The sequence below is a fragment of the Pseudomonas sp. S2_H10 genome (assembly GCF_054668285.1).
The window spans coordinates 62823-85577 of sequence record NZ_CP162754.1 but is presented as its reverse complement, the minus strand read 5'-3'; the positions used below and the strand labels follow the sequence as shown (position 1 = coordinate 85577).

Annotated in this window: 17 protein-coding genes; 4 read left to right on the top strand and 13 right to left on the bottom strand. The window is 64.2% G+C overall.

Going from position 1 to position 22755, the window contains the following annotated elements; genetic code table 11:
• The first annotated feature begins 16 nt into the window (after positions 1-16).
• The 4 genes from AB4O16_RS00340 (at position 17) to AB4O16_RS00325 (ending at position 5418) form a co-directional block, all read left to right on the top strand.
• Positions 17-1453, top strand: a complete 1437-nt coding sequence (locus AB4O16_RS00340) for a DUF1254 domain-containing protein (RefSeq protein WP_460156688.1) — start codon at positions 17-19, stop codon at positions 1451-1453.
• On the top strand, positions 1446-2924 hold the full coding sequence (locus tag AB4O16_RS00335) for a DUF1254 domain-containing protein (RefSeq protein ID WP_460156687.1): 1479 nt from the start codon (positions 1446-1448) through the stop codon (positions 2922-2924). The genes AB4O16_RS00340 and AB4O16_RS00335 overlap by 8 nt, the downstream gene beginning before the upstream one ends.
• A gap of 150 nt (positions 2925-3074) precedes the next feature.
• Positions 3075-4352: an OmpP1/FadL family transporter gene (locus tag AB4O16_RS00330; RefSeq protein ID WP_460156686.1), complete on the top strand. Its 1278-nt coding sequence runs from the start codon at positions 3075-3077 to the stop codon at positions 4350-4352.
• A gap of 58 nt (positions 4353-4410) precedes the next feature.
• Positions 4411-5418: an AraC family transcriptional regulator gene (locus AB4O16_RS00325; protein ID WP_460156685.1), complete on the top strand. Its 1008-nt coding sequence runs from the start codon at positions 4411-4413 to the stop codon at positions 5416-5418.
• A 134-nt stretch (positions 5419-5552) separates the two neighbouring features.
• Here the strand turns inward: AB4O16_RS00325 and AB4O16_RS00320 are convergent, their stop codons facing one another.
• The 13 genes from AB4O16_RS00320 to AB4O16_RS00260 form a co-directional block, all read right to left on the bottom strand.
• On the bottom strand, positions 5553-6008 hold the full coding sequence (locus AB4O16_RS00320) for a YMGG-like glycine zipper-containing protein (protein ID WP_160387496.1): 456 nt from the start codon (positions 6006-6008) through the stop codon (positions 5553-5555).
• A 100-nt stretch (positions 6009-6108) separates the two neighbouring features.
• Positions 6109-6819, bottom strand: a complete 711-nt coding sequence (locus AB4O16_RS00315; protein WP_460156684.1) for an NAD(P)H-dependent oxidoreductase — start codon at positions 6817-6819, stop codon at positions 6109-6111.
• 9 nt (positions 6820-6828) lie between these two features.
• The gene (locus tag AB4O16_RS00310; RefSeq protein WP_460156683.1) at positions 6829-8457 is read right to left on the bottom strand and encodes an ABC transporter ATP-binding protein; all 1629 of its coding nucleotides are present in this window, start codon (positions 8455-8457) and stop codon (positions 6829-6831) included.
• Between the two features lie 19 nt (positions 8458-8476).
• Positions 8477-9304: an ABC transporter permease gene (locus AB4O16_RS00305; protein WP_160387490.1), complete on the bottom strand. Its 828-nt coding sequence runs from the start codon at positions 9302-9304 to the stop codon at positions 8477-8479.
• A 3-nt stretch (positions 9305-9307) separates the two neighbouring features.
• Complete coding sequence (locus AB4O16_RS00300; RefSeq protein ID WP_110661184.1) at positions 9308-10267, bottom strand: ABC transporter permease; 960 nt, start codon at positions 10265-10267, stop codon at positions 9308-9310.
• A 168-nt stretch (positions 10268-10435) separates the two neighbouring features.
• Positions 10436-12037 (bottom strand): ABC transporter substrate-binding protein, encoded by a 1602-nt coding sequence (locus AB4O16_RS00295; RefSeq protein ID WP_460156682.1) that lies wholly within the window; start codon positions 12035-12037, stop codon positions 10436-10438.
• Positions 12038-12135: 98 nt separating this feature from the next.
• Positions 12136-13551: an aldehyde dehydrogenase family protein gene (locus AB4O16_RS00290; RefSeq protein ID WP_460156681.1), complete on the bottom strand. Its 1416-nt coding sequence runs from the start codon at positions 13549-13551 to the stop codon at positions 12136-12138.
• Positions 13544-14734 (bottom strand): pyridoxal phosphate-dependent aminotransferase, encoded by a 1191-nt coding sequence (locus AB4O16_RS00285; protein WP_460156680.1) that lies wholly within the window; start codon positions 14732-14734, stop codon positions 13544-13546. The genes AB4O16_RS00290 and AB4O16_RS00285 overlap by 8 nt, the downstream gene beginning before the upstream one ends.
• Before the next feature lie 13 nt (positions 14735-14747).
• Positions 14748-16358, bottom strand: a complete 1611-nt coding sequence (locus AB4O16_RS00280; protein WP_460156679.1) for a 5-guanidino-2-oxopentanoate decarboxylase — start codon at positions 16356-16358, stop codon at positions 14748-14750.
• Positions 16359-16368: 10 nt separating this feature from the next.
• The gene (locus AB4O16_RS00275; protein ID WP_460156678.1) at positions 16369-18468 is read right to left on the bottom strand and encodes an acetate--CoA ligase family protein; all 2100 of its coding nucleotides are present in this window, start codon (positions 18466-18468) and stop codon (positions 16369-16371) included.
• An 18-nt stretch (positions 18469-18486) separates the two neighbouring features.
• Positions 18487-19647 carry an acyl-CoA dehydrogenase family protein gene (locus AB4O16_RS00270; protein WP_007981552.1) on the bottom strand — a complete coding sequence of 387 codons (1161 nt, stop codon included), beginning with the start codon at positions 19645-19647 and terminating at the stop codon, positions 18487-18489.
• Positions 19648-19733: 86 nt separating this feature from the next.
• Positions 19734-20525 carry an enoyl-CoA hydratase/isomerase family protein gene (locus tag AB4O16_RS00265; protein WP_160387478.1) on the bottom strand — a complete coding sequence of 264 codons (792 nt, stop codon included), beginning with the start codon at positions 20523-20525 and terminating at the stop codon, positions 19734-19736.
• A gap of 775 nt (positions 20526-21300) precedes the next feature.
• On the bottom strand, positions 21301-22713 hold the full coding sequence (locus AB4O16_RS00260; protein ID WP_460156677.1) for an amino acid permease: 1413 nt from the start codon (positions 22711-22713) through the stop codon (positions 21301-21303).
• Positions 22714-22755 lie beyond the last annotated feature (42 nt).

Genomic DNA, 22755 nt, shown 5'->3' with positions numbered 1-22755 from the left:
GCACGGGAGAACGTTCATGTCGAAAAAAACCGTATGGCTGCGCTGCGCCCTCGCCACCGCCCTGCTTGGCGCCGGACTTCCCGGCGCCAGCGTTTTCGCCCAGGGTCAAGCCGATGCGCTGTTGAGCATGCCCACCAGCCAGGAAAACATCGTCGCCGGCCTTGAAGCCGACGCCTACGCCAACGGCATCAACGCCTATGTCTGGGGTTATCCGCTGGTGCGCATGGAGCGCGTGATGCGCGACTACAGCTCAGTGCCGAGCCCGCGCCCCGCCACCAGCTACCGTGCCCCGCTCAATCAGCTGGGCTGGGCGCAAGCGCTGGCCACGCCGGCGGCCAAGGACATGCCGACCGCCAACAACGACACGCTGTACCTGAGCGCGGTGGTGCAACTCGATGAGCCTTACGTGCTGCACGTGCCCGACACCGCCGACCGCTACTACGTGGTCGACGTGTTCAACATGTGGCAGGAGCTGGAGCATTACGTCGGCCGCCGCACCACCGGCACGGCGGCCGGGGACTACGTCCTGGTCCCGCCGGGCTGGCAGGGCACATTGCCGGAAGGCCTCAAGCGCCTGGATGTCAGCACCAAAAAGGTCTGGCTCTGGGGTCGCCTGCACGTCAAGGACGGCGAAGACCTGGCGCCACTGCATGCCTTGCAGCAGCAATTCACCTTGCGTCCGCTGTCGCAACGCGACAACCGCGACTACCAGCCCAAGGCGCAAGCCCTGGCGCCCCTGCCGGCAGCGAGCGACGACGGCCTGGACTTCTTCCGCGAGCTGGCGGCGGCGCTCAAGGACAATCCGCCGGCCCCGCGCGACGAGGCGCTGTTCGCCCAGTTCGCCCGCTTCGGCCTGACCGCCAAGGGTTTCGATCCAGCGCGGCTTTCGCCACCACAGAAAGCCGGGCTGCTGCGCGCCCTGGCGGACGGCCCGAAGGTCGCGGTGTCGGCACTGGCCACCGCAGCGACCCAGCGCAATGGCTGGGCCTGGGCCACCGGGCTTGACCACTTCGGCACCAACTACCCGTTGCGCGCGCTGGTCTCCGGCCCGTACCTGGGCGGCCAGGGCGAGAAAGAAGCGATGTATCCGCTGCGTTCCACGGACGCCAAGGGCGAGCAGCTCAGCGGTGCCAAGCGCTACGTGCTGCGCTTCAAGAGCGCACCGCCGGTCGATGCCTTCTGGTCGCTGACGGTCTACAACGCCGTGGACAAGATGCTGGTGGACAACCCCATCGCCCGCTACAAGCTCGGCTCTGATACCCGGGGCTTGAAAGTGCGCGCCGACGGATCGTTCGAAGTGCCGTTGCAGGCCGACAAGCCCGAAGGCGAATTCGCGGCCAACTGGCTGCCGGCACCCAAAGGGCCGTTCTACATGATCCTGCGGCTCTACCAGCCGAAAGGCCAAGTCCTCGAGGGCAAATATGAACTGCCACAGGTACAAGCCGTTGAATAAGCTCAGCCCCCCGCCATTCGTGCGCATGACCCTCACTGCATTGGCCGTGAGCGGCCTGCTGCTGGCCCTGCCGGCCAGCGCCAACGAAACCGTGGCTCCCGCAGGCCCGGTGGCCAACACCGTGATGACACCCGGCTACGCCCGCGCCGTGGCGCAAATGGCCTATGCCTGGGGCTGGCCGCTGGTGAACCTGCAAACCCGGCGCATGATGTACGAGCAGGTGCCGACCATCGGCCTGCTCGGCCCGACACCGGTCGCGCCGGTCAACCAGTTGGCGATGCTGTCGGACTACATCGACCCGGACATCCGCATCGTCGCCCATCCCAATCAGGACGTGGTCTACGGTTTCGGCGCCCTGGCGCTGGATAAAGCGCCGGTGATCCTGCAAGTGCCGGACTTCGGCGAGCGTTTCTGGATGTTCGAACTGGCCGACCAGCGCACCGACAGCTTTGCCCGGGTGGCGAAGATCTACGGCACCCAACCGGGTTTCTACCTGATCGTCGGCCCGGACTGGACAGGCGAAAAACCGGCCGGTGTCGAGGCCGTGCTGCGTTCGCCGACCAACACCGGCGTAGTGATCCCGCGCGTGTTCATGGCCGATACCGCCCAGGACCGCGAGGCGATCCAGCCGCTGCTCAACCAGATCGCCATGTACCCGCTGTCGACGTTCGACGGCAAGATCAAAACCATCGACTGGAAACACCTGCCCCGGTTGCCGCTGCCCAAGGCCGCCGCCGACAAACCGGCGGGTGAAACCCGATGGGTCACGCCCGAGCGTTTTTTTGCGCAATTGAAGCGCGTGCTGGCCGAAGTGCCGCCGCTGCCCGGCGAAGAGTCGTTGTATGCACAGTTCCGTGCGCTGATTGCCGCTGGCGAAGCCGACCCGGCGATCGCCAAAGTGCTGCAAGACAGCGCGCAGCAAAGCGAGAAAGACATCGTCGATCCGTTGTTCTATTTGAGCCGCAATGGCGTGCGCATCGCCAATGGCTGGAATCGTCCATTCAACAACGCCGCCTTCGGCACCGATTACCTGACACGGCTGGCGATTGCCAAATCCAACATCTTCGAGAACCACGCCAGGGAAACCACCTACCTGTTCCGCGAAGAGGACGGCGACGGCCAGCGCCTGAGTGGCGAGCGCAGCTACACCCTGACCTTCCCGGCCGGGCAGACGCCACCGGTATCGGGTTTCTGGTCGCTGACCCTGTATGACCCGCTGCACTTCTTTGCCGCCAACGAGATCAAGCGCTACTCGACCGGCACCAAGAACAAGGACCTGAAATACAACGCCGACGGTTCGCTGACCCTGTACATCCAGCACCAGCGCCCGACCGAAGACAAAGTGGGCAACTGGCTGCCCGCGCCGCTGGGTGAATTCGCCCTGACCCTCCGTGCCTACGGGCCTTCGGATGCGCTGATCAAAGGCGACTGGGCACCACCACCGCTGGTGCCGGGTCCGCAAAACAACTAATCCTGCTGCCCCTGTGGGAGCGAGCCTGCTCGCGATGGTCGTCAACGATTACGCGTGCTGACTGACAGAACGCGGCGCTCTTGAGTCCATCGCGAGCAGGCTCGCTCCTACAAGGGGTCCACAAGCAGCGCAATGACCAGGAACGCCCTGATGAAATCGATTCACCCCTTGATCCTCCTCGCCCTTGCCGGCAACGCAACCCAGGCTTTGGCCGGCGGCATCCAGCTCTACGAGGTCGGCCAGGAAGGCGCCGGGCTGGCCAACGCCGGTTCGGCGGCGCTGGCCAGCGACCCCAGCGTGCTGATGACCAACCCCGCCGGCATCGCCGCCCTTGAGGGCACCCAGGTCAGCCTCAACGGCCAGGCAGTCCTCGGCGACCTGGGCTTTGAGCGCGACAGCGGCAATGACTTTTCCGGCAATGAAGGCGGCAACCCGCTGCCGATCCTGCCGGGCAGCAGCTTCTTCATCAGCCATGCCGTCAACGACCGCGCCAGCATCGGTTTCGGCCTGTACGGCAACTTCGGCCTGAGCGTGGATTACGGCGATGACTGGGCCGGGCGCTACTTCACGCAGAAGTCGACCCTGCTCGGCGTCTCGATGCAGCCGACCTTCGCCTACAAGATCAACGACGACCTGTCGTTCGGCATCGGCCCGCGCCTGGTCTACGGCTACTACAACACCGAAATGGCGGTCGACAACAACGCCCTGCTACCGGTCAGCCCGTTCAAGCAGGATGGCCAACTCAAGTACAAGGACACCACCACCGGTGTCGGCCTGAACCTGGGCCTGCGCTACCAACTGGATGCGCGCACCACGCTCGGCCTGGCCTACACCAGCAAGGTCAAACTCGACTTCGAGGATTCACCGCAAGCCAAGGGCATCCAGAATCCGCTGCTCCAGCAGGCGCTGTCCGGTGTGCAAGCCAACAACCTCGAACTCGACATGAACATTCCGCAGACGCTGACCCTGAGCGTGGCCCACCAGCTCAACGATCAGTGGACGCTGCTGGGTACGGCGAACTGGCAGGACTGGAGTGATTTCGGCGACATCGGCGTCTCGGTGGACACGGCGGGCGGATCGCCTTCGGGCACTGTCAGCCGCCAGTACCAGGACACCTGGCACCTGTCCTTCGGCGCGCAGAACCAGCTCAGCCCGAAACTGCGCTGGAACATGGGCGTGGCCTACGACAGCTCTGCGGTCAAGGACAAGGACCGCACTGTGGACAACCCGATGAACGAGACCTGGCGCCTGGCGACCGGGCTCAACTACAAGCTCGCCGAGGACATGGACGTCAACCTCAGCTACACGCTGGTCTGGCTCGGCGACATGGACGTGCAGCAGCGCAAGCGTTCAGGCGAAACCCTGTCGGGCACCTACCCCGACAGCGCCCTGCATATCATCGGCGGCGGCGTGACCTGGCGTTTCTGATTCAACCTGGAAATGGCCCGCAGCCGGGCCAACCCGCAAAACAGGCAGACCCTTCGACATGACTTACCTCACCCGTGCGTCATCACTTCACGGCTTCCATGAATTCGCCCGCAGCCAGCACCTCAACCCCGCCGAGCTGCTGCGCGAAGCCGGCCTGGCCAGGGATGTGCTGGACAATCCGGACGCGCTGATTTCCTTCCACCGCTTCGCACTGGTGCTGGAGCTGGCCAGCAAAGCCAGCGATAACCCGCTGTTCGGCCTTGAGTTCGGCCTGTACCAGGGCGTGGGGATCTTCGGGTCCCTGCTCTACCTGATGCGCAATGCCAAGTGTGTCGGCGATGCCCTGCGCGACCTCGGGCACTATTTTCACGTGCACGACAACTATGGTGATGTCGCGGTGCACCGGGCGGACGATCACGCCCTGCTCTACTACGCCACCGAAGCGCAAAACCTGCCCGGCGGCCGCCAGGTCAGTGAATTGGTGGTGGGGGTCGGGCATCAGTTGATGCGCACCTTGCTTGGCAGCCGCTGGCAGCCGGCCGTGGCGATGTTCCAGCATGCGCCGGCCGTCAATCCGGCGCGCTACCGTCGTTTGCTCGGCGTGGCCCCGCGGTTCAACAGCGCTTTCGATGCCTGGATGTTCGACGTCAATCTGTTGAACGTCTCGCTGACCGATGCCGACCCGGCGTTGCACCGGCTCATGCAGCAGCACCTGGACAATGCCAGCCGCCTGCACAGCCACCAGTTGCCCAGCCATATCCAGCGCCTGTTGCGCAGTTTCCTGCCGAGCGGCCGGGTGACCATCGACTACATCGCCGACTTCATGCGCCTGAGCCCGCGTTCCCTGCAACGCCATCTCGCCGAGCAAGGCACCTCGTTCCAGACGTTGCTGGACGACACCCGGCAGACCATGACCCTGCGCTACCTCGAAGAGTCCGACATGACCCTGATGCAACTGACCGAAGTGCTCGGTTATGCCAACCAGAGCGCCTTCAGCCGAGCCTTCCAGCGCTGGTTTGGCGTCAGCCCGCGACAGTGGCTCAAACAACAGAAAGCCGGCAACTAACCGGACTCGGAAAACACTGAAGCCCCCTGTGGGAGCGAGCTTGCTCGCGATAGCGGTGGGTCAGACACTGGTATGTCAAATGTGCCGCAGCCATCGCGAGCAAGCTCGCTCCCACAGTGTGTTGGGTACCCGATTCAAGGATTGACCTGATAACCCTTGCCCTGCAGACAGCTGCTGTAAGCCGACGAGGTATTCGCCTGGGTGGTTTTCTCGTCCGCCCGGCGTTCCTGGCGCTGACGCGAACCACCGACCACCATCCCGGCCGCGGCGGTCTGTTTGGCACGGTCCTGGCGATAGTCCTGCTTCCTGTCATCGTCGACACGATCATAAGCTTCGTCATGCTGATTGCCGCGCACCTGTGCCCCTGCCGCGCCGGCGGCGGCCCCGACAGCAGCGCCCTTGACCCTGCCGCCCGAAGGCGTGGAAGCCGTCGAGGCACTCTGACTGGCGGCGATGCTGTTGCATTCGTTGATGTCGGTCTGGGTTTGTTGCGAACTCTGACCTTTCATCGGCACCACCGTTTGCGCCCATCCCGGGGCACTGAAAACCGACAGGGCGATACATAAGCTGAGCGGTGAAAACCTTTTCATGATGACCTCCGGATGACCCCCAAAAGGAGTTTAGATCAGCCCCGCTCAGCCACCCGGTTACTGACCGACGGTGGGCCCGATTTCCACCTGTAGGCGCTGATCAGGCGTTGGTGGTCAGCGGATAGAGCTTGTCATCGAACTGCGCCAGCTTCGGGAATACCAGCGGTTGGTCGTCGCTCAGGTGCTGCAACCGCTGGTCGTAGTCGACCAGAAATTGCTGGCGCGCCTCTTCACTGATGTACGGCACGTGCCAGGCCACGAAGGGTTCCAGCACATCGAACCCAACATAGGCCAGCGTGCCGCGCAGGATCGGCCGCAGCATGTCCTCCAGCGGCCCATGAATCGCGCCTTCGCCAAACATGTGCTCACGACCACCCAGGGTCACGGTCACCAGCGCTTTCTTGCCGGCCAGGCCGCCCTGGTCGTAGAAGCGTTTGCCGCCGTAGCAGATGCCGGACACCAGCACCCGGTCGATCCAGCCCTTGAGCATGGCCGGGGCGGAGAACCAGAAAATCGGGAAGTTGAGGATCAGCAGGTCGGCCCACAGCAGTTTGTCCAGCTCGGCCTGGATGTCCGCCGCCAGTGACTGGCTCTTCGCGCCCAGGCGTTGTTCCAGGGCATAGACCAGGTACTCGGGGTTTTCCCGGTTCGAGAAGTCGGCGTCGCTGGCCACCGGGTTCCAGTTCATTTTGTACAGGTCGCTGACCTGCACTTCGTGGCCCTGGGCCTGGAGGCTGGCAACGGCCTGGTCGCGCAGGGCGGAGGTGAAGGATTGCGGCTCCGGGTGAGCGTGGACGATCAGTACTTTCATGGTGGTTCCTTAGACTTGTTCCAGCGAATCGGTTGAAGGTGAAGTAGCGCGCGTGGCCAGCAAGCGGTCGAGCCAGTCGGGGTCCATTTGCGGTTCGGAAGAAAACAGCAGCCCGGTGTAGTCCTGATGCGGCGGAGTGAAGATCTGGCTGCGCGAGCCGTGATCGACCACCTTGCCCCGTTGCATCACCAATACCTCATCGGCAATCGCCCGCACTGTAGCAACATCGTGGGTGATGAACAGGTAGGCGACACCCAGTTGCTGCTGGATGCGATTGAGCAGTTTGAGTACGCCTTCGGCCACCAGTTGGTCGAGGGCCGAGGTCACTTCGTCGCAGATGATCAGTTGCGGTTCGGCCGCCAGGGCCCGGGCGATGCAGATGCGTTGTTTCTGCCCGCCGGACAGCTCCCGGGGCTGACGCTCCATGAAGGTCGCCGGGTCGAGTTCGATCATCTCCAGCAGCTCGGCAACCCGGGCGCGCATGGCCTTGCCCTTGAGGCCGAGGTAGAACGTCAACGGCCGGCCGATGATGTCGACAATGCGCTGACGCGGGTTCAGCGCCGTGTCGGGGATCTGATAGATCATCTGGATGCGCCGCAGTTGTTCCTTGCTGCGTTGACGAAAGTCCGCCGGCAAGGGTTCACCGTCGTACAGTACCTGGCCGTAAGTCGGCGGCAGCAATCCGGTGATCAAGCGCGCAGTGGAGCTTTTGCCGCTGCCGGATTCGCCGATCACCGCGAGGGTCTGGCCGCGATACAGCTTCAGCGAAACGTCGTGCAGCACCGGTTGCTGGCCATAACTGGCGCAGCTGTTGCGCAACTCCAGTAGCGGTTGTTCCTGTTGCGGGCGGGCCTTGGGTTCGGTGCGGAAACTGCGCACCGCCCACAGCGACTTGGTGTAGTCCTCCTGCGGGTCGCCGAGCATCTTGCGCGTTTCGGCCTCTTCCACCAGTTTGCCGTGGCGCAGCACCATGATGCGGTCGGCCATCTGCGCCACCACCGCCAGGTCGTGGCTGATGTAGATCGCCGCGCTCCCGTAGGTGGCTACCGCATCGCGAATGGCCGCCAGCACTTCGATCTGGGTGGTGACGTCCAGCGCGGTGGTCGGCTCGTCGAAGATGATCAGGTCCGGGTGACAGGCCATGGCCATGGCAGTCATCACCCGCTGCAACTGGCCGCCGGAGACCTGGTGCGGATAGCGCTGGCCGATGGTTTCGGGATTGGGCAGACGCAGCACGCGATACAACTCGACGGCTTCTTTCATCGCTTGATCGCGGCTCATGCCGCCGTTCTTCACGGCGGTTTCGACGTGCTGGTCGATCAGTCGGTGGGCCGGGTTGAACGAGGCCGCCGCGCTCTGTGCGACATAGGCGATGCGCAAGCCGCGCAGTTTGCGCAAGGCTTCGGGTTTGGCCTTGAGCAAGTCGATGCCGTCGAAACGCACCGAGCCGCCAGTGATCCGGCAGCCGTCGCGGGTGTAGCCCATGGCCGAGAGGCCGAGGGTCGACTTGCCCGCGCCGGACTCGCCGATCAGCCCCAACACTTCGCCCCGCTGCAGGGTCAGGTCGATGCCCTTGATCAACGGATGCCAGGCGTCTTCGTAATGGCCTTCGATGTGCAGGTCGCGGATTTCCAGCAAGGTTTCGAAGTCGTCATGTTCAGCACTCCTTGAGGCCGCTGGATTTGTGCAGCATCCAGTCGACGACGAAATTGACGCTGACCGTGATCAAGGCCACGGCCAGGGCGGGCAGCAACGGGCTGATGTCGCCGAAAGTGATCAGCACGGCGTTGTCGCGCACCATGCTGCCCCAGTCGGCGGTGGGCGGCTGGATGCCCAGGCCAAGGAACGACAGCGCACTGATGAACAGGAACACGAAGCAGAAGCGCAGGCCGAACTCGGCAATCAATGGTGCCGCCGCGTTCGGCAGCACCTCGCGGGTCACCAGCCACCACAGGCCTTCACCGCGCAGGCGTGCGGCTTCGACGAAGTCCTGCACCACCACGTTCATCGCCACGGCACGGGACAGGCGAAACACCCGGGTCGCATCCAGCAGCGCAATCACCAGCACCAGCGAGGTCGCCGTGGTGCCGACCACGCTGAGGATCAGCAAGGCAAAGATCAGTTGCGGAATGGCCATCAGGATGTCCACCACCCGCGACAATCCCTGATCGACCCAACCGCCCTTGATCGCCGCGACCAGGCCACTCAAGCCACCGAGCAGAAACGCCAGCACCGTGGTCAGGAAGGCAATGCCCAGGGTGTTGCGTGCGCCGTAGACCAGGCGGCTGAACATGTCGCGCCCGAGGTTATCGGTGCCCAACAGGAACTGTCCGCCCCAGGGTTCAAAGCCCCCGCCCACCACCTGGGTTTCGCCGAACGGCGCCAATACCGGCGCGAACACCGCCACCAGCACGTACAGCACGATCATCGACAAACCGAACTTGGCGCTCAGGGGCGCCCGCCACACTTGTTTCAACAGGCTCATGGTCTACCCCTTCGGATGCATCAGGCGTGGGTTGCTGGCAATCGACAGCACGTCGGCACTGGTATTGAGCAGGATGTAGGTCGCGGCGAAGATCAGGCTGCAGGCCTGCACCACCGGGATATCGCGCTTGGCCACCGAGTCCACCAGCAACTGGCCGAGCCCCGGATAAACGAACACCACTTCGACCACCACCACGCCGACCACCAGGTACGCCAGGTTCAGCGCCACCACGTTGACGATCGGTGCCAGGGCATTGGGCAAGGCGTGGCGAAAGATGATCCGCGACTGGCTGATGCCCTTGAGCCGGGCCATTTCGATGTAGGGGCTGGCCAACAGGTTGATCAGGGAGGCGCGGGTCATGCGCATCATCTGCGCGATCACCACCAGGCTGAGGGTCGCCACCGGCAACACCGAGCGCTCCAGTATCGTGCCCAACGAAGCGTCCGGCGCCAGGTTGGAAATGCTCGGGAACCAGTTGAGTTTCACCGCGAACACCAGGATCAGGATGTAGGCGACGAAGAACTCGGGGAACGACACGGCGCTCAGGGCCGAGGTGTTGAGCAAGCGGTCGAACCAGCTGTTGCGGTACAGCGCCGCGAGCATGCCCAGCAGCAAGGCCAGGGGCACCGACACCAGCGCCGCCAGCAATGCGAGGCTGAAAGTGTTGCCCAGGCGCGAGCTGACCAGATCGGCGATGGGCCGCTGGTTGGCCAGCGACACCCCGAGATCACCGTGCAGCAACTGCCAGATCCAGTGGCCGAAGCGGGTCAATGGCGGCAAGTCCAGGCCCAGTTGCGCGCGGTAGGCGGCCACGGTTTCCGGGGTGGCCGACTGGCCGAGCATGGCCTGGGCGATATCGCCCGGGAGCATGCCGACGGCGAGGAAAATGATCACCGATACGGCGAACAGGGACAGCAGGCCCAGGGCCAGGCGCTGCCCCAACAGTTTGAAAATACTTCTCATCGTGCAGTTCCTTGAAGTGGGCACGCTGGTGAAGATTGCAAATTCCACTGTGGGAGCTGGCTTGCCAGCGATAGCGGTATGTCAGCCAACATCTATGTCGACTGTTACGGCGCCATCGCGGGCAAGCCCGCTCCCACAGGGATCTTCATTGTTTGATGGATCCGGGCATTACGCCTGCCACCACCGCTCGATCACCCGCAGGCCGTCCAGTTCGCCGTACGGCGCCGTCTGCCCACCATGCACAACCTTGTTCGAGCGCGCCGCCACGGAACTGGCGAACAGCGGCACGATCGCCCCGCCCTCGTCCCGACACAGCGCCTGCATTTCGTTGTACATCTCGCGGCGCAGGGGGTCGTTCATCTCGCCGCGGGCAGCGTTGAGCAGTTGATTGAAACGCGGGTTGTCCCAGTGGGTTTCGTTCCACGCCGCGCCCTTGGCGTAGCCGATGCTGAACATGCGGTCGGCGGTCAGGCTGCTGTACCAGAACGAGGTGGTGAAGGGCTGCTTCATCCACACGTTGGAGAAGAAGCCGTCGGCTGGCTCGCGCACGACGTCGATGTCGATCCCGGCGGCACGCGCCTGCTCCTTGAACAGCACCGAGGCGTCCACGGCGCCTGTGTAGGCCGCGTCGGAGGCTTGCAGGCGGACCTTGAGCGAATCCAGACCGGCCTTTTTCAGGTAGAAGCGTGACTTGTCCGGGTCGTAGGTGCGCTGCTCCAGCGCGGTGTTGATGAAGCGGCTGCCGGGCTGGATCGGGTGGTCGTTGCCCACCAGGCCGTAACCGTGCAGCACCGAGGCCAGCAGGGTTTCGCGGTTGATTGCGTGCTTCATCGCCAGGCGCACGTCGTTGTTCAGGAACACCTGGCTGTCGGTGAGCATCGGGAAGGTGTAGTGCTGGGCGCCCTTGGTTTCTTCGATCACCAGGTTCGGGTTGCGCTTGAGCAGCGCGACGGTCTTCAGGTCGACCTTGTTGATCACGTCCACTTGCCCGGTGACCAGCGCATTGACCCGCGCCGCACCGTCGGCGATGGCAATCAGCTCGGCGCTGGCGAAATGCGCCCGGCCCGGTTTCCAGTAGTCCGGACTGCGTTCCAGGGTCATGCGCACGCCCGGTTCGAAGTCCTTGAGGCGATAGCCACCGGTGCCGGCGCCGGCCTGCCAGTCCGCCGCGCCGTCCTTGCTCGGCATGATCGCCAGGTGGTAGTCGGCGACCACATAGGAGAAATCGGCGTTGCCCGAGTGCAGTTCGAACACCACGCTGTCGCTGCCGTTGGCGCTGACCTTGGCCACGTCGCCCAGCACGGTCTTGGCCGCCGAGGTGGATTTCTCGCCGAGGTGATGCTGGATCGAAGCGACCACATCGTCGGCGGTCAGGGTCTTGCCGTTGTGGAAGGTCACGCCCTGACGGATCTTGAAAGTCCAGATGCGCGCGTCCGGGGTCGAGGTCCAGCTTTCGGCCAGCTCGGGGATGGCGGTGCCGTCGACGGCGATTTCGGTCAGGGTGTTATAGACCGCCGAGAAGCCGACGAAGGTGAAGGTGTCGGCCCAGGAGCCCGGATCCTTGGAGTCGGTAGTGCTGCCACCGGCCAACCCAAGGCGCAGGACGCCGCCCGGTTTTGGTGTGGCCTCTTCGGCGAAGGCGCCGAACGGCAGGCCCATGGAAAACGCACCGGCCACGGCAGCCGCGGCAGCGCTGTACTTCAAGAAGTCCCTACGCGGGAAGCTGAATTCATGGTTCGCTTGAGTAATCTTGTTTTTGTTATCGCTCATTGCATTGCCCCTGATCAAAAGCTAATGGAATTTCAATTCAAAACCACGCAAGACACCGGGCCAGGGCCCGGTGCATACAACGTATGAATAGCCTGCCGTCACACCTGGATCGCCTTCACTTCGACGAACTCGTTAAGCCCTTCTCCCCCCCACTCGCGACCATTGCCCGATTGTTTGTAGCCACCGAACGGCGCCTGATAATTGAATGCCGCACCGTTGAGGAAGCACTGGCCGGCGCGCAGCTGCCGCCCCAGGTGCAAGGCGCGTTCGGCGCTGCCGGCCCAGACGCCGCTGGACAGGCCGAACGGCGAGTCGTTGGCGATCCGGATCGCCTGCGCTTCATCGGCGTAAGGGATCAGGCACAGCACCGGGCCGAAGATTTCTTCCTGGGCGATGCGCATGCGGTTGTCGACATCGGCGAACAGCGTCGGGTCGACATAGAACCCGCGTTCGAAAGCCGACGACGTATCACCGCCGCACAGCAGCCGTGCGCCTTCCTGTTGGCCGACCTTGATGTAGTCGAGCACGGTGCGTTTTTGCCCGGCCGAACACATCGGGCCGAGGAAACTTTGCGCATCGAGCGGATCGCCCATGCGCAGGCTCAGGGTTTCAGCCAACGCCAGTTCCACCGCTTCGGCATAACGACTGGCGGGCAGCAACATGCGGGTCAGCGCGGTGCAGGTCTGGCCGGAGTTGATCATCACGTCCTGCACGCCGTAGCGCACCGCTGCGGCAAGGTCCGCATCCTCGGCGATCAGCAGCGGCGACTTGCCGCCCAGTTCCAGGCACACGCGCTTGACCGAAGGTGCTGCCGCCTGCGCGACGCGAACGCCGGCGCCGGTGGAACCGGTGAACGACACCATGTCCACGTCCGGGTGCTTGGCCAGCGCTTCGCCGACTTTCGAACCCGGCCCGCTGACCAGGTTGAACACCCCGGCCGGCAGGCCGATGTCCTCGATCATTTGCGCCAGCAGGAAGGCATGCAGCGGGGTTTCCTGGCTCGGCTTGACCACCACCGTGCAACCGGCGGCCAGGGCCGGGGCGAGTTTGCCGATCAACTGGTGCAGCGGGTAATTCCACGGATTGATGAACGCGCACACGCCCACGGCCTCGCGGATCACCAGCGAGTTGCCGACCTCGCGCACTTCGTCCATGAGATGAGCCAGTTCGACGTACTGCTCGAGGCCAGCGATCGGTCCGTCGACCTGCACCGAGCGGCACCATTGCACCGGCATGCCCAGTTCCGTGGTGATGACCGCAGCCATTTCATCGGCACGCTTGCGCAATTGATCGGCCAGTGCGCGGATGTAACCGGCACGCACGCTGGACGCTGTGCGCGACCATGAGTCGAACGCCCGGCGTGCAGCCGCCACGGCGTTTTCGACATCGCGTTCATCACCCAGCGGCACGCTGCCGCAGGCTTCTTCCGTGGCCGGGTTGAGCACCTCGGCGATGCCCTGCCCCGACGGGGTTTGCCAGCGACCATCAATGAACAGTGTCTTGTGATTAAGCATGAACCTGGGCCTCCATCAATTCTTGAGCACAACGGGCAATGCGCTGGCAGGCATCGCGCAGGGGTTCGGTGCCGACCACCAGACCGAGGCGGATGTGCCCCGCCGCGCTCGGACCGAAGGCCTCACCCGCCAGGACCGACACGCCGTGGTGATCCAGCAGACGGTCGGCAAAGGCCTGGGCGCTGAGCCCGGTCTGGCGAATATCGAGCATCACGAACATGCCGCCATCGGGTTTCAACGCCCGTACGCCGGGGCAGTCGGCCAGGCTGTCGCACACCAGGTCGCGACGCTGGCGATAGGCTTCGCGCATGGCTTCGAGTTCCGGCAGGTTACTTTCCAGGGCGATGACGGCGGCGTCCTGGATGAAATCCGGCGAACCGTAGAGCATGCACAACGCGAGGTTTTCCAGGTGCGCGGCCAGGGACGGCGGCGCCACCACCCAGCCGACGCGCCAACCGGTCATGGCGTGGGATTTCGACAGGCTGTTGAGGGTCGCGGTGCGCTCGGCCATGCCCGGCAGGCTTGCCGGACTGACGTGCTCGCCTTCGAACAGCAATTCGCTGTAGACCTCATCGGAAATCAGCCACAGGTCGTGGCCGATGCACAACTCAGCCAAAGCCGCCCAGGTGCTGCGCGGCAGACTGGCGCCGGACGGGTTGTGCGGGCTGTTCAGTGCCAGCGCCCGGGTACGCGGAGTGATGCGTGCGGCGACGTCTTCGGGCAGCACGCGGAAACCGTTTTCCGAGCGCACCGGCACCGGCACCACCACGGCGCCGCAGGCACCGAACACCGCTTCGTAGGTGACGTACATCGGTTCGGCGACTATCACTTCGTCACCGGGATTGAGCACGCATTGGGCGACGCTGAACAGCGCACATTGCGCCCCGGCCAGCACAGTGACCTGATCCGCCGAAACGGACTGGCCGCTGCGTTGCTGATGACGCTTGGCGATGGCTTCGCGCAGGGCACGCTTGCCGCGCACCTCGGCGTAATGGGTGTTGCCGCTGCGCAAACTGTCGATCGCGCCCTGCACGATGGGCTGTGGCGTGTCGAAATCCGGGTCGCCCACGGACAACAGCAAAATGTCTTCGCCCTGTTCGCGCTTTGCCAGGGCGCGGTAGTGAATATCCCACGCGGCGGCGCCGTCACCGGCGATACGTTGAGTCAGATCGGAAAAGCGCATGGTTTCATCCCCTTCAAATACAGGCGCAAGCATGCTTGAGTTCGATCAGTGTCACGCCGTTGCGCTTGAAGCCATGGCGCAGGTCGGTCTGCAACTCGGCCAGGCTTTGCGGCTGGTTCACGGTGCAGCCGAAGGCACGCGCGAGGGCGGCGAAATCCGGGTTGCGCGGCAACACGCCGATGGGCTCGATGTCCAGGCCGAGCATGTCGTCGCGGATCTGCCCCAGGGCGTCGTTGTTCCACAGCAGCACCACCAGCGGGCTGTCCAGTTCCTCGACGGCGGTCGCCAGCTCCTGCGCGGTGTAGAGGAACCCGCCGTCGCCGACCAGCACCAGGCCCGGCCGTTGCGGCGCGCCGAACTTGGCGCCGATGCCGGCCGGCAGGCCGTAACCCAGGGTGCCGTAGCCGGTCGGATGCAACCAGCTGCGGGTGGCGGCGCTGTCGAAGGCGTAGTTACCCGTATACGCAAGCTGGGTCATGTCGGTGCTGATGAAGGCGTTGTCCGGCAGCTCGGCGGCGATACGGTCGAGGATCGACTGATGGATCGACTGCAGCGGGCCATGGCTGGCCTTGACCGCTTCACGCAGGGCGGCGACCGAGGCAACCGCGGCGCTGGCATCGCGCACGTCGCTCGGCAGGCGCTCAAGCAAACCGCTGAGGGTTTGCTGTGCATCGCCATGCAACGCCACTGCACAGGGGTAGAAGTCGTTGAACTTGCGCGGGTCGATGTCGATGCGCAGCAACTCGCCATTGAGCAGCAGGCGTTCGCGCCAGAAGTCGGTGTCGGCCATTTCGGTGCCGACCGCCAGCACCACGTCGGCCTCGGCGATCAGGTTCCAGCCAAGTTCCACACACAGGGATGAACCGGCGTGGAGAGGTGCATCCGGCGGCAGCAGGCCCTTGCCGGCGACGCTGGTGAACAGCGGCGCGGCCAGTCGGGTGCTGATGTCTTTCAGTTCAGCCGTGGCATTCAGCGCACCGCCACCGGCGATGATCATCGGGCGTTTCGCAGCGTTGAGTCTGGCCACGGCTTCATCCAGCGCGGTGGCGGATGCCGGGCCACGCCCCGGACGGCGCACCACTTCGTTGCTCCAGTCACGGGCGATAGGCGCGGCCAGCACGTCCAGCGGCACCGAGATGTGCACCGGGCGCGGCCGCTCGCTGTCGAACACCGCGTAGGCGCGGGCGATCAGTTCCGGCAGGTCTTCGGCGGTCAGCGCCACGGCGGAGAATGCAGTGATCGGTGCAGTCATCGCGCGCTGATCCTGGCACTCGTGCAGGCTGCCCCAGCCCTTGCCGAGGCTGGCGCTGTGGTTGACGCTGGAAATCACCAGCATCGGAATCGAGTCGGCGTAGGCCTGGCCAATGCCGGTGGCGGCGTTGGTCACGCCGGGACCGGTGATGACAAAGCACACGCCCGGCTTGCCGCTGACCCGGGCATAGCCGTCGGCCATGAAGCTGGCGCCCTGCTCATGGCGGGTCAGTACGTGACGGATGCCACTGCCGGGCAAGCCGCGATACAGCTCAAGGGTATGCACGCCGGGGATGCCGAACACGGTATCGACACCGTAGTTGGCCAGCAGGCGCACCAGCGCCTGGCCACCGGTCAAGGTTTTGTTTTGCATGTTCATGTCCTCACGCATGGCCGAGGCGAATCAACGCATCGACCGCAGTGGTGCCCTGGGCACCGACCAACAATGGGTTCACATCGAGTTCCAGCACGTGCGCGGCGTTTTCGCAGGCGTAGTCGGCCACGGCGCGGATCGCCGTCACCAGAGCGTCCAGGTCGGCAGGTTCGCGGCCACGGAAACCTTGCAGCAGCGGCGCGCTGCGCAGGCCGAGCAAGGCATTGCGGATGGCGCCGTCGGTGGTCGGCAGCAACAGGCTGCGACTGTTCTTGAGCAACTCCACCAGAATGCCGCCGGCACCAATCACCAGCGCGAGGCCGAAATCGTTTTCGCGCTTGATGCCGACGATCAGCTCGGCCAGTGGCGGTTTGGCCATCGGCTCCAGCAGCAGTTGATCGAACGGCACGCCCGGTGCGTAGGCGGCGATGCTGACGCGCATCTTTTCCAGTGCAGCGCTCAATGCTGCGCCGTCCTTGAGATTCAACGCCACGGCGCCAGCCTCGGTCTTGTGCGGCAGCTGTGCGCTGACGGCTTTGAGTACCAGCGGATAGCCCAGTGCTTCGGCGTCTTCCAGGGCTTGATCCGGGGTGCTCAAAACACCGTTTGGCGTGGGCAGACCGAAGGCTCTCAGCGCCTGTTTGGAATCCCACTCATTGAGCAACTGCCCTTCGCCTTCCAGCGCGCTCGGGCACAGCGGCACCAACGCCGATTCACCCAGGGCCAGCAAGGCCTGACGATTGCGCTGATAACCGGCGATGCGCCCCCACGCAGCCAGGCCGTCTTCGACGCCTTGCAACGCCGCGACGCCCTGACTGTGCAGACGCTCACGGGCGTGGGCCGGCAGCAATTCAGGGAAGGCCGAGGTGACAAAACCGGTCTTGCCGTGGCGCACCAGTGCCGCGCAGAACAGCTCCAGCAGCAGGTCGCACTCCTTGCGCTCGCCGGTGAACTGCGCCGGGTAGTCGAGCACCAGCATCGCGGCGTCGGCTTCGGTGCGCAGCGCGCTGTCGAGCATGCGGTTCAAGGCTTCGCCATCACCCCAGATCGCCGTGGTGAAGTCCAGCGGGTTAACCAGGTTGGCGTAGCCGGGCAGCACTTGTGCGAGTTCGCCGACCTGTCCTTGATCGAGCTTCGGCAGGCCCAGCTCGTTGCGTTCGGCGTAGTCGGCAATCAGCCCGGCGTCACCACCGGAACAGGCCAGCGCGATCAGGCTGTTGCCCGCCGGCAGATTGCCGCAGGCCGCGGCCTTCAAGGTTTCGACAAAGCTCACCGGACCGCTGACGCGGATCACCCCGAGGCGATCGAACAGCGCGTCGTACAGCGCATCGGAACCGGACAGCGAACTGGTGTGACTCAAGGCCAGTTCGGCGCCGATCTGCGACACGCCGGTTTTCAGGGCAATGATCGGGATGCCTTTCTCCAGCGCCTTGTGCGCGGCACGGGCGAAACCCGGCACGTTCTTCAGGCCCTCCAGGTGCAGGCCGATGGCGGTGACACGCGGCTCGTCGAGCAACACGTCCATCAATTCAGCCACGCCCAGCTGCGCCTGGTTGCCCACCGAGGCCATGTAGGCCACCGGCAGCGAGCGGTCGCTCATGGACAGGTTGTAGGCGAAGTTACCGCTCTGGGTCAGCACCGCCACGCCCTTCTCCACCGCCTTGCCGCCGTGCGCCACCGGCCACAGCGCGCAGCTGTGCAGGTAGTCGAGCAGGCCGTAGCAGTTGGGGCCGAGCAAGGCCATGTCGCCAGCGGCCTTGAGCAGTTGCTGTTGCAGGGCCTGGCCTTCGGCGCCGGTCTCGGCAAAACCCGAGGCATAGCAGATCGCCCCGCCCGCGCCGATGGCGGCCAGTTCGGCGACGCAGGTCAGGGTCAGTTCGCGGTTGGTGGCGATGAACACGGCGTCCGGGCCGCAAGGCAGCTCGGCCACGCTGCGCACGCACGGCACGCCTTCGAGGCTGTCGTGCTGCGGGTTGATCAGCCACATTTGCCCTTGGTAGCCGCCTTCGGCACAGCGCTTGAGGGCGCGGGCCATGCTGCGGCCGCCGACGAACGCCACGTGTTGCGGCGCGAGCATGCGTTTGAGGTTGTCACGGATGGATTGGGACATGGGAGTTCTCCGGGCCGATCAGCGCAGCAGCGGCCGCAGCAGCTCGCGGGAAATGATGTGGCGCTGGATTTCCGAAGTGCCTTCCCAGATCCGCTCGATCCGCGCGTTGCGCCAGATGCGCTCCACCGGGCCTTCGTCCATCAGGCCCATGCCGCCGAAGATCTGCACCGCTTCATCGGCGGTACGGCCGAGCACTTCACTGGCGAACAGCTTGGCCATGCCGGCCTCGCCATCGGTCATGGTGCCCTGGTCCATTTTCCAGGCGGTGTGCAGGGTCAGCAGTTCAGCAGCGCGAATCTGCGTGGCCATGTCGGCCAATTTGAACGACACGCCCTGGTAGGTACCGATGGGCTGGCCGAATTGCTTACGGTCCGCCGCCCATTGCAAGGACACGTCCAGTGCACGCTGGGCCTGACCGACGCAGTTGGCCGCGACCATCACACGCCCGGCGGTCAGCCAGGCGTTGGCCACGTCCCAACCCTTGCCGACTTCGCCCAGCACTTTGCTGGCCGGCACGCGGCAGTCGTCGAAGAACATTTCGAAGGTGTGGTAACCACGGTTGCTCACACACTTGGGGCCACGGCGGATGGTCATGCCCGGGGTATTGCGGTCGACCAGGAACGAGGTCACGGCGTTGCGCTTTTTGCCGTTGTGCTCGTAGGTGTCGGTGACGGCGAAGACGATGGCGAAATCGGCATGGCCGGCGTGGCTGATGAAGTGCTTGCTGCCGTTGAGAATGAAGTCGTCGCCTTCACGCACGGCGCGGGTCTTGATCGCGTTGGCATCGGAGCCAGCGCCCGGTTCGGTCAGGGCGAAGCAGTCGATCTTCTCGCCCTGGATGCACGGCAACAGGTAGTCGTTGATCTGGTCGCCGGTGCAGGCCATGAGGATTTTCGACGGCCGTGCGACGAACACGTGCAGTGCCCAGGAGACCTTCGACAGTTCACGCTCGATCAGCGCCTGGGACAGGTAGTCCAGGCCGCCACCGCCCACTTCCTCGGGCATGTTGAAGGCGTAGAAACCGGCGGCAATCGCCTTGCCGCGAATCTGCGCGGCCAGTTCCGGGGACACCTCGTCGGCGCGGTCGACTTGCTCTTCATAGGGCAGCAGCTCCTTCTCGACGAAGCTGCGTACCGAGTCAACCAACATTTCTTGTTCTTGGGTCAGTTGGAAATTCATGGTGCTACCTGTTGTTCGTTCACAAAGAATGGTGTGCGAGGCTGAAGGTGATCGCTGGCAAGCCAGCGCCTACAGGACCGCTGCGATTAGCGGCCGACGAAGTTCGCCGGGCGTTTTTCCATGGCGGCGCGCAGGGCCTCTGTGCCGTCTTCGCTGCGACCGCACAGCAGGCCGGCGGCGAGCTCGGCTTGCAGTTGTTCGGCCAGGCTGCGTTCGGCGCCTTCACGCATGAGTTTTTTGGTCTGGGCGAAGGCGAAAGTCGGACCGGCGGCCAGGCGTGCGGCCAGCTCATGGGTGACCGTCAGCAGTTGCTCGTCGGCGCAGACTTCGCCGACCAGTCCGGCGGCCAGTGCGCGGTCGGCCCCCCACAATTCGTCGAGGAACAACAGGCGTTTGGCCTGTTCGCTGCCGATCAGGCGTGGCAGGTGCCAACTGGCGCCGGCATCCGGCGAGTACGCCATGCTGGTGTAGCCGGCCTTGAAGCGTGCCGATTGCCCGGCGATGCGCAGGTCGCAGCACAGGGTCAGGTCCATCCCGGCGCCGACGGCGGTGCCGTTGATGGCGGCGATGGTGGGTTTTTCCAGGCTGTGCAGACGGGTCATCAGGGCGTGGGCGGTTTCGGTCCAGCCGTAGGTTTCCAGGGCGCCCCGGGCTTCGGCATCGGCCCACTCGTCGAGGTCGGCACCGGCGCAGAAGCTGCGGCCGCTACCGGTCAACACCACCACGCGCACCGCCGGGTCGGCGTTGAAACCGTCGAGCAAGGCATGCAGGTTCTTCAGCGTCGGAATGTCCAGCGCATTGCGCTGGGCCGTGCGATTGAGGGTGATCCAGGCAACGCCTGCTTCGACCTGGCTGAGCAGCGACGATTGAGTGGTCATGGGAATCCTCGAATTATTGTGATTGGTCTGAGGTGATGCGACTTGAGGCCATACTAAACGAGTGTTCAGTAAGGCGGCAATCGGTGGGGAAATGAGCTGTAACAAGCTCAAAAAATATGTAATACATTGTTTTTATTGGATTATTTCAATATTGGCGAGCATGGACCGCAGGCGCTGTTACAACTTCGAACAACTGGTGACACGCGGTCTTCCCGCCACCACACCCCCCTGTAGGAGCGAGCCTGCTCGCGAGAGACGCAAGGCCACCGCGGGAAACCAGACAGCCCGCGTTATCGTTGACGACCATCGCGAGCAGGCTCGCTCCTACAGGGAATCTGCGGTGTGCATAGAAGCTGGGGATGCCACAAAACACTGTGGGAGCGGGCTGGCCCGCGAGGGACGTAAGACCACCGCGGGAAACCAGACAGCCCGCGTTATCGTTGACGACCATCGCGAGCAGGCTCGCTTCTACAGGGAATCTGCGGTGTGCATAGAAGCTGGGGATGTCACAAAACACTGTGGGAGCGGGCTTGCCCGCGAGGGACGTAAGACCACCGCGGGAAACCAGACAGCCCGCGTTATCGTTGACGACCATCGCGAGCAGGCTCGCTCCTACAGGGAATCTGCAGTGTGCATAGAAGCTGGGGATGCCACAAAACACTGTGGGAGCGGGCTGGCCCGCGATGACGGCATCACATTCAACATCTCTGTTGACTGACATACCGCTATCGCTGGCAAGCCAGCTCCCACAGGGGGTTGTGTTCAGCTCAAGGGATCAGGCAGTCGGCAAGCTCGGTGCCAGCACGCCCTGGCGCTTGCGATGAATCAGGAAGTACGCGCCATAGCACAGCGCAATGAAGCCAAAGCCCCAATACAGCGACGGACGCTGGGTTTCATCCAGGGCCAGGAACACGAACAGCGAGCAGCACAGCGTGATGCACATCAGCGGCAGCACCGGGAACCACGGTGCGCGGTACTTCAGGTCGCTGAGTTTGTTGCCGTCACGCAGCCAGGCCTTGCGGAACTTGTACTGCGCCAGCGCGATGACAATCCAGGTCACGGTGCCGGACATGCCGCTCACCGCCATCAGCACCATGAACAAGGTGTCGGCGGCGATGAAGCTGGTCATCAGCGACACCAGCGCGAAGCACAGGGTGATGCTCAAGGCGCGCAACGGCACGCCGCGCTTGCTCAATGGCGACAGGCTTTTCGGCGCCATGCCGGTTTTCGACATCGCCCACAGGATGCGCGTCGAGGCGTACAGGCCGGAGTTGCCCACCGACAGGATCGCGGTGAGGATCACGAAGTTCATCAGGTCGGCCGCATAGGGAATGCCGACCATGTCGAACACCTGCACGAACGGGCTTTCCATCAGCCCCGCCTGCTGCCACGGCACGATGGCCGACAGCACGATGATCGCCAGCACGTAGAAGATCAGCACGCGGAACACCACGTTGCGCACGGCCCGTGGAATGCTCTTTTCCGGCTGATCGGTTTCACCGGCCGCCACGCCCATGATCTCGCAACCCTGGAACGCGTAGACCACGGTCATCATCACCGCGAACACCGCCGACAGGCCGTTGGGGAACAGCGAATCGCCAAGCAGGTTGCTCGCCATCGGTGCCGGGGCGCCGCTGCTCAGGGGCATCACGCCGAAGATCACCAGCACGCCGACCACGATGAAACCGAGAATCGCCGCGACCTTGATCCCCGAGAACCAGTATTCCGCTTCACCGAACGCGCGGGTCGCCATGGCATTGATGCCGAACAGCACCACCACGAACAGCGCCGACCAGTACCAGATCGGCACCGCCGGGAACCAGCGGGTCATCAGCATGCCGGCGGCGGTGAACTCCAGGCCGACGGTGGTGGCCCAGCTCATCCAGTACACCCAACCGATCATGAACCCGGTGGCCGGACCGATGTACTTGGTGGCGTGGGTCTGGAACGAACCGGACACCGGCATCTGCACCGACAGTTCACCCAGGCAGACCATCACCAGGTACATCAGGAAACCGGCGACCAGGTAAGCCAGGATCGCCCCGACCGGGCCGCCCTGGTTGATGGTCACGCCGGAGCCCATGAACAGCCCGGTGCCGATGACGCCACCCAGGGACAGCATGAAAATGTGCCGGCTTTTCAGGGCGCGGGTCAGCTGTATGCCTTTACGATCAGTGTTCTCGTTCATGTCGGCACCTCAGCAGTCGGTGAGGTGTGCAACGCGCGACAG